At 74.3% G+C, this 12,945-nt stretch carries 9 protein-coding genes; 6 read left to right on the top strand and 3 right to left on the bottom strand.

The genetic code is table 11. The features are described 5' to 3' along the window. The first annotated feature begins 2 nt into the window (after positions 1-2). The 5 genes from C8E97_RS05090 to pth all read left to right on the top strand — a co-directional run bounded on the left by C8E97_RS05090 (position 3) and on the right by pth (position 7,013). Complete coding sequence (locus C8E97_RS05090; protein WP_121010815.1) at positions 3-974, top strand: ribose-phosphate diphosphokinase; 972 nt, start codon at positions 3-5, stop codon at positions 972-974. A gap of 40 nt (positions 975-1,014) precedes the next feature. Continuing rightward, positions 1,015-5,082: a hypothetical protein gene (locus C8E97_RS05085; RefSeq protein ID WP_121002098.1), complete on the top strand. Its 4,068-nt coding sequence runs from the start codon at positions 1,015-1,017 to the stop codon at positions 5,080-5,082. 188 nt (positions 5,083-5,270) lie between these two features. Then, complete coding sequence (locus C8E97_RS05080) at positions 5,271-5,876, top strand: 50S ribosomal protein L25/general stress protein Ctc (RefSeq protein WP_121002096.1); 606 nt, start codon at positions 5,271-5,273, stop codon at positions 5,874-5,876. Between the two features lie 59 nt (positions 5,877-5,935). Continuing rightward, positions 5,936-6,454: a DivIVA domain-containing protein gene (locus C8E97_RS05075; protein WP_121002094.1), complete on the top strand. Its 519-nt coding sequence runs from the start codon at positions 5,936-5,938 to the stop codon at positions 6,452-6,454. Then, on the top strand, positions 6,444-7,013 hold the full coding sequence (pth, locus tag C8E97_RS05070) for an aminoacyl-tRNA hydrolase (protein WP_121002092.1): 570 nt from the start codon (positions 6,444-6,446) through the stop codon (positions 7,011-7,013). Before C8E97_RS05075 ends, pth begins: the two co-directional genes overlap by 11 nt. A 142-nt stretch (positions 7,014-7,155) precedes the next feature. Here the strand turns inward: pth and C8E97_RS05065 are convergent, their stop codons facing one another. Further along, positions 7,156-7,698 carry a cysteine hydrolase family protein gene (locus tag C8E97_RS05065; protein ID WP_121002090.1) on the bottom strand — a complete coding sequence of 181 codons (543 nt, stop codon included), beginning with the start codon at positions 7,696-7,698 and terminating at the stop codon, positions 7,156-7,158. A 177-nt stretch (positions 7,699-7,875) separates the two neighbouring features. Beyond that, positions 7,876-9,516 carry a fatty acyl-AMP ligase gene (locus tag C8E97_RS05060; RefSeq protein ID WP_121002088.1) on the bottom strand — a complete coding sequence of 547 codons (1,641 nt, stop codon included), beginning with the start codon at positions 9,514-9,516 and terminating at the stop codon, positions 7,876-7,878. A 157-nt stretch (positions 9,517-9,673) separates the two neighbouring features. Between C8E97_RS05060 and C8E97_RS36420 the strand changes: the two genes are divergently transcribed. Next, positions 9,674-10,807 (top strand): DivIVA domain-containing protein, encoded by a 1,134-nt coding sequence (locus tag C8E97_RS36420; protein WP_211346915.1) that lies wholly within the window; start codon positions 9,674-9,676, stop codon positions 10,805-10,807. 361 nt (positions 10,808-11,168) lie between these two features. Here C8E97_RS36420 and C8E97_RS05040 read toward each other — a convergent pair whose 3' ends face one another. Beyond that, complete coding sequence (locus tag C8E97_RS05040) at positions 11,169-12,935, bottom strand: ABC-F family ATP-binding cassette domain-containing protein (protein WP_121010809.1); 1,767 nt, start codon at positions 12,933-12,935, stop codon at positions 11,169-11,171. Between the last annotated feature and the right edge of the window lie 10 nt (positions 12,936-12,945).

Genomic DNA, 12,945 nt, shown 5'->3' with positions numbered 1-12,945 from the left:
CCATGCCCGGAACGCCGAAGAAGAACCTGATGCTCTTCGGCGGACGCGCCTACCCCGAGCTGACCGAGCAGGTGGCCAAGCACCTCAACGTGTCGGTCACGCCCCAGTCGGCCTACGACTTCGCCAACGGCGAGATCTTCGTCCGGTTCGAGGAGTCGGTGCGCGGCTGCGACGCGTTCGTCATCCAGTCGCACTGCGCGCCCATCAACCAGTGGCTGATGGAGCAGCTGATCATGGTCGACGCGCTGAAGCGGGCCTCCGCGAAGCGCATCACCGTGATCATGCCGTTCTACCCGTACGCGCGGCAGGACAAGAAGCACCGGGGCCGCGAGCCGATCTCGGCCCGGCTGGTGGCCGACCTGTTCAAGACCGCGGGCGCGGACCGCCTGGTCGCCGTCGACCTGCACACGGCGCAGATCCAGGGCTTCTTCGACGGCCCGGTGGACCACCTGTGGGCGATGCCGCTGCTGGCGGACCACATCCGGCACAAGTACGCGGGCCAGGAGCTGACCGTCGTGTCGCCGGACGCCGGCCGCACCAAGCTGGCGGAGAAGTGGGCCGACACGCTGGGCGGCACGCCGATCGCGTTCATCCACAAGACCCGCGACCCGCTCCGGCCGAACGAGGTCGTGGCGAACCGGGTGGTCGGCCAGGTCAAGGACCGGCTGTGCGTCGTCATCGACGACATGATCGACACCGGCGGCACGATCACCAAGGCCGTGGAGCAGCTGCTGGCCGAGGGCGCGTCGGACGTGGTCATCGCCGCCACCCACCCGGTGCTGTCCGGACCGGCGGTGGAGCGGTTGCGGGAGTGCGGCGCGCGGGAGGTCGTGTTCACCGACACCCTGCCGATCCCGGCGGACAAGCGGTTCGACGCGATGACCGTGCTGCCGATCGCGCCGCTGCTGGCGCGGGTGATCCAGGAAGTGTTCGAGGACGGCTCGGTGACCAGCCTGTTCGACGGCAACGCCTGAAACCGCCGTCCACCGGCCGCCCGTGCGGGATGATCGGCCGGTGGCGGGAGACGAGCGCACGGCCGGCGCGTCCGAGCGGGACGCGCCGGCCGTCGTCGTCCCGGGTGTAGTCAGCCCCGGTGTCGCCGGCCCCGGTGTCGTCAACTCCGTGACCGGCCCGGTGCACGGGAACGTCGTGCAGTTCCGGGACCTCGTGGTGACCGGCGGCCCGGTCCGGTCCCACTACGCGCGCCAGGTGCGCCGGATCGCGCCCGCCGAGCTGGTCGGCCGGGACGCGGAGCTGCGCGAGCTGGCCGATTCCTGCGTCGGCGGCCCGGCGTACCGGTGGTGGCGCGCCCCCGCGTGGTCGGGCAAGTCGGCGCTCGCGTCGTGGTTCGCCCTGCACCCGCCGCCCGGCGTGCGGGTGGTGTCGTTCTTCGTCACCGCCCGCCTGGCGGGTCAGGACGACCGCGCCGCGTTCGTGGACAACGTGCTGGAGCAGCTGATCGACCTGCTGGGCCGGGAGCCGCCGCCGCTGCTCACCGCGACGAACCGGGAGGCCCACCTGCTGGGCCTGCTGGCCGAGGCGGCCCGTGCCTGCCTGCACCGGGGCGAGCACCTGGTGCTGCTGGTCGACGGCCTGGACGAGGACCGGGGCGTCACCACCGGGCGTGACGCGCACAGCATCGCCGCGCTCCTGCCGCACTCGCTGCCCGCCGGGCTGAAGGTCGTGGTGACCGGGCGTCCCGACCCGCCCCTGCCCGACGACGTGCCCGACGACCACCCGCTGCGCGACCCCGCCGTGGTCCGCCCGCTCAGCCCGTCGCCGAGGGCGCAGGCCAGGCGCGTGGACATGGAGCGCGACCTGAGGGGCCTGCTGCACGGCACGCCCGTCGAGCAGGACCTGCTGGGGCTGCTCACGGCGGCGGGCGGCGGCCTGGCGGCGCGGGACCTGGCCGAGCTGACCGGTGAGTCGCCCTGGTCGGTGGCCGACCACCTGAAGACCGTCACCGCCCGCAGCTTCTCCCGGCGGGGCAGCCGCCACCGGCCGGGCGAGGACCCCGACGTGTACGTGCTCGGGCACGAGGAGCTGCACGTCACGGCGGTCGAGATGCTGGGGCGTCGACTGGAGGGCTACCGGGACCGCCTGCACGCGTGGGCGGACGCCCACCGCGACCGGGGCTGGCCCGAGGACACCCCCGAGTACCTGCTGGCCGGGTACCACGCGGTGCTCGCCGCGACCGGCGACGTGCCGCGGCTGGTCGCGTGCGGCACGGACCCGGCGCGCCACGACCGGCTGCTGGAGCGGTCCGGCGGCGACACGGCGGCGCTGGCCGAGATCGGCGCGGCGCAGCGCGCGCTGCTCGCCGAACCGCTGCCCGACCTGGTCGCCCTGGCCCGCCTCGCCGTCCACCGGGACCGCCTGACCGGCCGCAACACCGACCTGCCGCACGACCTGCCCGCGCTGTGGGCGGCGCTGGGGCACGCCGACCGCGCCCGTGCCCTCGCCGGCGCGCTGCCTGCCCCGGCGCGGGCCGCCGCGCTGGAACTGGTCGTGGTGGCGGCGCTCGGGCTGGGCGACCACGACCTGGCCTCGGCGGTCGCGGCGGGCATCGACGAGCCCGACCACCGGGTGCGCGCCGAGGCACGTGTCCGGGAGTCGCTGTTCGAGGTCGGCGACCTCGCGCGGGCACGCGCGTCGACCGAGGAGGCGGCGCGAACCGCCGGCACGGGCCTCGCCCGGATGCACGTCGCCGCGTCCTGGGTCGCCCTCGGCGAACTCGACCGGGCGGAACGCGTGATCGGCCGGATCACCGACACCCGGCTGCGGGGCAGGTGCACCCTGGTCGTCGTCCGCGCGTTGGTCGCCGCCGGCGACCTGGAGCGGGCGCTGTCCACCGGGCAGGCCATCGCCTACCCGCTGGCGCGCGACACGGCGGTGCAGGCCGTCTTGGCCGCGTCGATCCGCCGGGGCGACCTCGCGACCGGCCGCGACCTGGCCGAGCGGATCGCCGACCCGACGCTGCGCGCCGGCGCGCTCGCCCGGCTGGTCCACGCGGCCCCTGATCGCCCGGAGGGTCGCGAACTGCTCTCCCGTGCCGTGGCCACGCTCGACCCGCCCCGCCACGCCGGGTGGCGGCACGAGCGGATGGACGCGGCGCTGGCCCGGCTGTGGGTGGTGGACGCCGCGCTCGCGCTCGGCGACCTGCCAGGGGCCGAGCGCCTGGCCGAGGGCATCGAGGAGGTCCGCCACCGGGCGCGGGCCATCCACTCGTTGGTCCGCGCGGCGCACGCGGTGCGGGACCGGGAGCGCGCCGCGCGGTTGCTGGACGAGGCGGAAGCGCTGGTGGACTTCAGCGACGACGACTTCGTCCGCCAAGGTCAGGCGCTGGCGTGGCTGCTCCGGGCCGCGCGGCTCGCGGGACTGGCGGACCACGTGGACCGGTTGCTGTTCGCGGCCCAGTGGTCGGTGCGGTGGTCCGACGACCCGGGCGCGGCGTCGGCGGCGATCACGGCCGTCGCGATCGCCACCGGCACGCTGGGCGTGCTGCCGATCGGCGATGGCTCCGAATCCACCCGTTCGCGTGATGTGGTGACCGCGCACGCGGCTCGCGTGGCGCTGCGGGAGGGTGCGGTGGACCGAGCGCACGACCTCGCCGACTCCGTGATCGAGGCCAAGACCCGGTACCGGACCCGGGCGGCGCTGGCGCGGGACTCCCTGGCGCGCGGCGAGCGCGAGCAGGCGGGGGCACTGGTCCGCCGCGCCGAGGAGGTCGCCCGGACGAACACGGGCGCTCCGGTGCTGGACGGGCTGCGGGCGGCGGTGGTCGACGTGCTGGCCACGACGGACCTGCCCGCGGCGACGGCGCTCACGTCGAAGATCAGCACACCGCCGCACCGGGTACGGGCCACGCGGCGGTTGATCGACGCCCTCGTGCGCGACGGCGACCACGACCGGGCACGGCCGCTGCTCGCCGACGCGATCGACCGGGCATCGCTCCTCACCGGCCACTCCCGGCGCGACGACGCCCTCCTCGCGCTCGTCGACGCCGCGGCGGGGACCGACCACGTCGATCTGCTCTGGTCGGCGGTGGAGCTGATCAGCCGGCCGCTGCCGCGGTACCGCGCCTTCTCACGACTGGTAGCGCAGACCGGTCGGGGGTCGCGGCCCGACCTCCTGCACGGGGGTGGTGAATGGGCACTCCTGTGGGCGGTGCGCGTCCTGAGCGACCGAGGTGAGGCGGACCGGGCGGAGGAGGTGGCGGCCTCGCTCCGCGAACCCGAGACGCGCGTCGAGGCGTACCGGCTCCTGGTCGCGGCGGCGGTGGCGGCCGGTGACCTGGACCGGGCGCGGCGGTTGTCGCTCGCCGCCGAGGAGTGGTGGCTGCGGGGGCACGGGGTCGGCGAGGTCGTGCGGGCGGCACTGGCGGGCGATCGGGTGCGTGCCGACGCCCTGATCGCCGAGTGCGCGCGGGACGGCTGGCGCGCCACCGACCCGTGGCCCGTCGTGGACGCGCTGCTGGCCGCCGGCCTGGCCGACGAGGCCGAGGCGCTGGTCCGGTCCGTGGTGGACGCCGACCAGCGCCGGCGGTTGACGATCCGGCTGGCCACGAGCGCCGTCCGCGCCGGCGACCTCCCGCGTGCCGAGGCGCTGGCCGCCGAGGTCGCCGACGACCCGCGCCGCGAGCACCTGCTCCCGCTGATCGGGAGCCTCGCGTCGGTGCCGCGCGGAGCGGCGCTCCGGGTGCTGCGCGCACTCCGGCACGACGACTTCCCCGACCGGCCACCCTGGATCGCGGCGGCCATCGCGCTGGGCGACCTGGCGGAGGCCGAACGGCTGATCGGGGGCAGGTGGTCGGCGGCGGCCCACGAGCTGTGCGTCGCCGCCGCAGGCGCCGGCGACGCCGACCTCGCCGGCCGGGTCGTGGACCGGTTCACCCCGCGCCGCGCCGCCGACCTGCGCCGGCTGCTGCCCGGCCTCCCGCCCGGCCCCGCGCGCCGGCTGCGGGCCCGCGCCCTGGTCGCACCGGGGTGGGACGACCTGGTCGGCGCGGTGTGCCGGGACGCGCCCGAGGTGCTCGACGCGCTGCTCGGCGAGCTGCACACCATCGGGGCCAACCCCGATTAGGCGGCGACTCCGGTCCGGCCTACACTGTTCAGGTTGCCTCGGCGAGGGCGAGCATCACGCTCGGCGTGATCGACGCGGCGGTTGTGATGCCGCGCGTGTTCACCCTCCGCGCCGCCCGCCGTCGCAGGCCAGCACCCCGCTCAGCCCCGCCCGACGTATCAAGGCCAGACCGTTAGGAGAGCCCCACCGTGTCCGAGGTCCGTCTCGCCGCAGAGGAGCGCACCGAGTTCGGCAAGGGCGCAGCCCGCCGCACCCGTCGTGCCGGCAAGATTCCCGCGGTGCTCTACGGCCACGGTTCCGACCCGAAGCACCTGGCCCTGCCGGCGCTCGAGTTCGCCCGTGTCGTCCGCGAGCACGGTCACAACGCAGTTCTCACGCTGGACATCGACTCCACCAGCGAACTCGCGCTGACCAAGACCGTCACCACCCACCCCATCAAGAACTACATCGAGCACGTCGACCTGCTGCTCGTGCAGCGGGGCGAGAAGGTCACCGTCGACGTGCCCGTCATCGTCGTCGGTGAGCCCGGCCCCGGTGTCCTGGTCACCCAGGACCTGACCACCATCCAGCTGGAGGCCGAGGCGCTGCACATCCCGGAGCAGGTCGAGGTGTCGGTCGCCGGTGTCGCGGCGGGCACCCAGATCCACGCCTCGGACCTGACGCTGCCCACCGGCGCCTCGCTGGTGACCGACGCCGACGCGCTGGTCGTCGCCGTCAACGCCGCCCCGACCGCCGCCGAGATGGACGGTGGCGAGGGCGAGGCCGCGGGCACCGAGGCCACCGAAGAGAGCTGAGCCCTATCACGTCGGGCTGGTCGAACGGCACGCCTCCCCCGCCTCCGGGCTGGGGTGGCGTGCCGTTGCCGTCGTTGAGCCCGGCGGAGGTGCGGCGCGCGGCCTTCCCCCGCAAGCGCGGCAGCGCCAAGGGGTACGACCCCGCGCAGGTCGACGCGTTCCTGCTGAAGATCGCGGACGCGCTCGCCGGGCGCACCCGGATGGACCCCGAGGTGGTGCGCCGGGTGGTGTTCCACGAGATGCCCGGCGGGTACGACCAGCGCACCGTCGACGACTTCCTCACCCGCATGGAGTGGCAGCTGCGCGCGGGGTCGGTGCCGCCGACCGCGTTGCGGACCGGCGCCGACCTGCTGGCGGTGAAGCTGCCGCGCTCCTCGAACGGCTACGATCCCCGCGAGGTCGACGCTTTCCTGGCCAGGGCGGCGCTGTCGCTGGACGGGCAGGGGCGGATGACGTCGAGCGAGGTCCGCCACACCAGGTTCAGCACCACGTCGGGTCTGCGGCGTGGCTACCAGACCCGTGCGGTGGACGCCCTGTTGGACGAGCTTGAGCAGGAGTTCCGGTCCCGTGGCCGATGACGTGAGCCTGGTCGTGGGGCTGGGCAACCCCGGACCCAAGTACGAGGGCAACCGCCACAACGTCGGGTTCCTGGTGCTGGACGTCCTGGCCGACCGGGTCGGCGGGAAGTTCAAGGCGCACAAGGGCGGCGCCGAGGTGCTGGAGGGCAGGCTCGGCTCCCGGCGGGTCGTGCTGGCCAAGCCGCGCGGCTACATGAACACCTCGGGCGGCCCGGTGGCGGGCACCGCCCGGTTCTACAAGGTCGCGCCCGCCGGCATCGTCGTCGTGCACGACGAGCTGGACCTGCCGTTCGCGACCGTGCGCCTCAAGCTGGGCGGCGGCGAGAACGGCCACAACGGGCTGCGGTCGATCACGAAGTCGTTGGGCACCAAGGACTACCACCGCGTGCGGTTCGGGGTGGACCGGCCGCCGGGCCGGATGGACCCGGCCGACTACGTGCTGCGCGACTTCTCGCCGGTGGAGCGGAAGGAACTGGCCTTCGAGCTGGACCGGGCGGCGGACGCGGTGGAAGCGCTGCTGGAGCTGGGACTGGAAGCCGCCCAAAACAAGTTCCACTGAGCACAAGTTCCACTGGGCACGGGTTCCACTGGGCACGAGTCCCACTGGGCACGAGTCCCACTGGGGTCGAGGTCCGCTGAGCGCACGGCTCACCGGGTCGGCCCCCCTTTCGCACCGCACCGCGCGCCGCCCGCCGCACGGGCTAGGACCAGTCGGCGCAGGACACGACCTCGAAACCCCGGCCGGGGAAGACGGTGTCCATGAAGAAGTCGTGCACCGCCGGGTCGGCGTCGGCGCACCCGTCGCGCAGCACGGTCACCCGGTAGCCGCGGTCGGCCGCGTCGTAGCACGTCGCCGCCACCATCGCGCTGGTCGCGACCCCGGCGACCGCGAGGCTGTCGACGCCGCGGGCGCGGAGCACGAGGTCGAGGTCGGTGCCGGCGAACGCACCGGCGCGGCGCTTCAGCACGACGACGTCCTCGCCGGCGACGGGGAGGTCGACCTCGGTCCCGTCCGATCCCTCGTGGAAGGCGTCACCGGCGTCGAAGAACGACCGGTACAGCTCGTCGCCCGGCAGCAGGTCCGCGCCGTTGGGCCGGAAGGCGAAGCGCACGAACACGACGAGCGCACCGGCCGCGCGGGCGCGCGGGAGCAGCTCGGTGATCGTCGGCACGACTCGCGCGGCGAACGGGTGGTTGCCCGTGATGCCCCGTTGGAGGTCGCCGATGATCAGTGCGGTGGTCAAGGCAGGCTCCCGTCCGGCCGCCGCGCCGACGCACCGCGGTGGCGGGGCGGCTCGGCGGCCGTGGTGATCGTCGTGGTCGTGGTGGTCATGGACGACGGCTCGCCGGTGGAGCTACCCGCCGTCGGATCGGGCCGGCGCGGGCCGCCGGACGGGCGGGTGGGGGCGCGTCCGCCCGGCTCAGCCCGGCACCAGGGACGACGCCGCGGCGCGCCGCAGCTTCCCCGACGGCGTCTTGGGCAGGCTGCCCGGCTTGAGCACCACCACGGAGTAGGGGCGCAGGCCGACCGCGTCCACGACCCGCGCGCTGATCTGCTTGCCCAGCTCCCGCACGGCCTCCTCCTCGCCCGCCAGCTTGGACTCCACGACGACGGCGAACCGCTCCCGCCGGGTCCCGGCGTCGAGCCGCACGGCGACCGCGTTGCCCGCGCGCACGCCTTCCACGGACGTCGCGGCGCGCTCGATGTCGGTCGGGTAGATGTTGCGGCCGCCCATGATGATCACGTCCTTGCGCCGACCGCAGACGACGACCTGCCCGTTCACGACGTACCCCTCGTCGCCGGTGTCGAGCCAGCCGTCGGCGTCCTGCGTGGCCAGCGGCCCGTCCACGGTCAGGTAGCCGGGCGTCACGGCCTCGCCGCGCACCTGGAGCCGGCCGACCTCGCGCTCGCCGCGCACCGCGCCCCGCTCGTCCACCACCCGCACCTCCAGGCCCGGCAGGGGCGGGCCGAGCAGCGGGAACACCCGCGCGTCGGCGCGGTCGCCCGCCACCGGCACGGCTCGGCGGCCCGCCTCCAGCTCGTCCGGGTCCACGACGTCCACCGACAGCCCGGTGAACACCGGCGCGAACGCGACGCCCAGCGTCGTCTCCGCCATGCCGTACGCGCAGAGCACGCACTCCGCGGGCATCCCGAACCGCGCGCCCGCGTCGGTGAACGCCTTGACCGCGGTGGGGTCGATTGGTTCCGCGCCGTTGAGCGCGATCCGCAGCCGGGACAGGTCCCACGTGCCGTCCTCCACGCCCTGCATCCGGCGGGCGGCGATGGCGTAGGCGAAGTTCGGCGCGGCGGTGATGGTGCCCCCGTACCGGCTGATCAGATCCGGCCACAGGGTCGGGCGGGCGAGGAAGTCCACCGGCGTGACCTTGACCAGGTCGATGCCGAACAGCATCGGCACGGTGAGGAAGCCGACCATCCCCATGTCGTGGAACAGCGGCAGCCAGGACACCATCCGGTCGGTCTCCGGGTCGAGCCGGGCGGCCTGCTCCATCCCCTTCGCGTTGGACCACAGGTTGCCGTGCGTGATGCGGACGGCCTTCGGCTCGGCCGTCGAGCCGCTGGTGAGCTGGAGCAGCGCGGTCGCCGACTCGGCCACCTCGACGGGCGCGCCGAGCGGTTCGCCGTCGAGGTCGTCCAGCCTGCGGTAGGCGACGCCGTGCTCGTCCAGCACGGCCGACAGGCCGTCGAAGGGGCTGCCGAGCAGGACCAGTTCCGCGCCGATCATGGACAGCACCCGCAGGGTGTCGCCCGCCCACTCGGCGAGGTCGGTGCGGGCCGTCGGCTGGTGCAGCATGGTGACGCTGCCGCCGGCCAGCCACACGGCCTGCACGGCGGGCGCGATCACGGCCGGGTCGGCCGCCAGCACGGCGATGGACGCGCCGGGCACGACGCCTCCGGAGACCAGCCCGCCGGCCATCCGGGTCGCCCGCTCGTGCACCTCGCCCCAGGTCCGGCGGACCGGGGCGGCCGGCTCGCCCGTGGTCATACCCCGGTCCCCGGCATTCGCGGCGGTTGCCACCATCGTGTCCACGAAGCGACTCATGGCCGCCAGGGTAGAACGATCTCCGCCGCGTTGAGCTGATAGGGCGAAACATCTTCACCACCGTGCGGCGATACTCCCCGGTATGCGACCGAAGGAGGTATCGCCGGTGGCCGGGTTCGAAGCGCGTCGGCCTGCGCCCGCACACCCCGCGCCGCTGTTGAGCGCGCAAGACCTGCGGCAGGTGGCGTTCCACCGCCCGCCGCCCGGTCAGCCCGGCTACGACGAGCAGCAGGTGGACGACTTCCTCGACCGCGTCGAGAACACCCTCCTCGGCCGTGACGACGTGAGCGAGCAGGACGTGCGCCTGATGCGCTTCCGCGCCGCCCGGCCCGGCTACCACGCGGCCGAGGTCGACGTGTTCATGGACCTGGTGGCGGAGACCCTGCGCTCGACGCCGCAGCGCAGGCAGGCGGTCGCACCGGCGAGCGGCGCGCACGCCACGTCCACCGGGATGCGCCCCGCGCCCCGGCTCACGCCGCAGGACGTGCGCGGCGTGCGGTTCCACAAGCCGAGGCCGGGCAACCGCGGTTACCACGAGGGCGAGATCGACGCCTTCCTCGAACGGATCGAGCGCACCCTGGCGGGCCACGACACCCTGACCGCCGCCGAGGTGCAGGACGCCGAGTTCTCCTTCGCGCCGCCGGGGCGGGTCGGCTACGACGAGGACGACGTCGACACGTTCCTGGACCTCGTCGTCGTGACCCTGGAGCGCACGCCCACCCCACCGGTCCGCCCGCGCCCCGGCGTGGGCAGCCGCCCCCTGACCGCGCGCGACGTGCGCACGGTGGAGTTCGGCAAACCGCCCCGCGGCCGGCGCGGCTACCAGGAGTCCCAGGTGGACAAGTTCCTCGACCGCATCGAGAGGACCCTGCTGGGGCAGGACGACCTGAGCGCCGAGGACATCCGCGAGGTGCGCTTCAGCCGCCCCCTCCTCGGCCGGCGCGGCTACGACGAGGGCGAGGTCGACGCCTTCCTGGCGAGGGTCGAGAAGCAGCTGGGCGACGGCCCACCCCGGCCCAGGGCGATACCGCCGATCACGTCGTGGGAGCAGCTTCGGCTGCTCAAGATCCCGATGGCGGGCGCGGACCGGCGCGGGTACCGGACCTCGCAGGTGGATCGCACGCTGGAGGAGATCGGCATCGCGCTGGACGGCATGATCGGCGCGTCGTCGGAGGAGGTGGCGAAGACCCGCTTCGCCCTGGCGCTGCTGGAGGGCCAGGGCTACGACCGCGCCTACGTCGACGAGCTGATGCCCCTGCTGGTGGCGGAACTCCGCCGTCGGGGTCGGTGAAGGACTGCTGCGGTGGGAGGCCGCTGCGGGAAGGGCTGATGGGGAGGTCCGTCCCGCGCGCGGTCTTCACCGAAGGGGTGGTCGTTCTGCGTAGCGCTCCCGACGACCGTCCAAGACGTGCCGGGCTCCCAGGCGCGTTGAGTGCGTGTTCACCCTGCTGTGGTCCTGCTGCGTGGAAAAGAGTGGGAGCGTCACTCGGGACCGGGGCCGGCCTCATGCCCGAGGTGGTCGTCGGGGTCCGAGTCTGTCGGTGCCCCGTGGGATGATCGAATCGGGGGCCGGAGGCCACGCCCGACTCGGTCGAGCCCGGTTCCCGAGGAGGTCTCGGCAACCGGGCTCCGCCCCGCTCAAGCCGCGCTGGTCAGCCCTCGGCCGTCTCCGCCGCCGCCAGCCACTGCGCCTCCACGTCCTCCGCCTCCGCCAGCACGGCCCGCAGCTCGGCGTCCAGGGCCATCAGCCGCTCCGGGTCGGTGGCCGCCTCCGCCAGCGCGCCGTGCAGCTGCGCCTCCTTCTTCTGCAGCGCCTCCAACCGCCGCTCCAGCCGCGCCAGCTCCTTGCGCGCCGCCCGCTGGTCGGCCGCCGAGGACTGCGCCACCGCCTTCGCCGCGACGGGCGACGCCGCCTCCCGCTGCCGGTCGCGCCGGCGCAGGTACTCCTCGATGCCGCCCGGCAGGTCGGTCAGCCCGCCGTCGCCGAACAGCGCCACCACCTGGTCGCACACGCGCTCCACGAGGTACCGGTCGTGCGAGATGACGACCAGCGTCCCCGGCCACGAGTCGAGCAGGTCCTCCAGCTGCTGGAGCGTGTCGATGTCCAGGTCGTTGGTCGGCTCGTCGAGCAGCAGCACGTTCGGCTCGGCCATCAGCAGCCGGCACAGCTGGAGCCGCCGCCGCTCGCCGCCGGACAGGTCGCCCACCGGCGTCCACTGCTTCTGCGACGAGAACCCGAACCGCTCGGCCAGCTGCGACGCCGACATCTCGTGCTTGCCGAGCACGACCCGCCGCGCCACCTCCTCCACGGCCTCCAGCACGCGCATCGAGCCGTCCAGGTCGTGCAGCTCCTGGCTGAGGTGCGCGAGCTTCACCGTCTGGCCCTGGATGCGCTTGCCGCTGTCCGGCTCGCGCTCCCCGGCGAGCGTCCTGAGCAGCGTGGTCTTGCCGGAGCCGTTGACGCCGACGATGCCGACCCGGTCGCCGGGACCGATGCGCCACGTCAGGTCGCGCACCAACGTCCGGTCACCGACGGTGAGGGTCACGTCTTCCAGTTCCACGACCGTGCGACCCAGGCGTCGTTTGGCGAACGCCAGCAGCTCGACGCTGTCGCGCGGCGCGGGCACGTCGGAGATCAGGGCCTCCGCCGCCTCGATGCGGTAGCGCGGCTTGGACGTGCGGGCCGGCGCGCCGCGCCGCAGCCAGGCCAGTTCCTTGCGGGCCAGGTTGCGGCGCTTCTCCTCGATCGCGTCGGCCAGGCGGGCGCGCTCGGCGCGCGCGAAGATCCAGTCCGCGTAGCCGCCCTCGTACTGCTCGACGCGGCCGTTCACGACCTCCCACGTGCGGGAGCAGACCGTGTCCAGGAACCACCGGTCGTGTGTCACCACGACGAGTGCCGTCTTGCGGGCCAGCAGGTGCTCGGCGAGCCAGCGCACGCCTTCCACGTCCAGGTGGTTGGTGGGCTCGTCCAGCACCACCAGGTCCAGGTCGCGCACCAGGGCGGCGGCCAGCGCCACGCGGCGGCGCTCGCCGCCCGACATCGTGCCGACCGGCGAGTCGAGCCCGAAACCGGTGATGCCCAGGCCGTCGAGGATCGAGCGGACGCGCGCGTCGGACGCCCACTCGTGCTCGGCGTCGAAGCCGAGCGGGTCGATCACGGCGTTGCGCACCGTCGAGCCCTCGGGCAGTTCCGTCCGCTGCGTGACCACCGCCATCCGCAGCCCGCGGTTCTGGCTGACGCGGCCCTCGTCCGGCTCGGCGAGGCCGGCCAGCACCTCCAGCAGCGTCGTCTTGCCGCCGCCGTTGAGCCCGACGACACCGATCCGGTCGCCCTCGCCGACCCCGAGGGACACCCCGTCGAGCAGCGGACGCACACCGAACGACTTGGAGACGGACTCCAAGTTGACCAAGTTGGCCATCAACACACCT

It is taken from the genome of Saccharothrix australiensis (assembly GCF_003634935.1).
GTDB lineage: Bacteria > Actinomycetota > Actinomycetes > Mycobacteriales > Pseudonocardiaceae > Actinosynnema > Actinosynnema australiense.
This window is presented reverse-complemented; position numbering and strand designations above follow the sequence as displayed.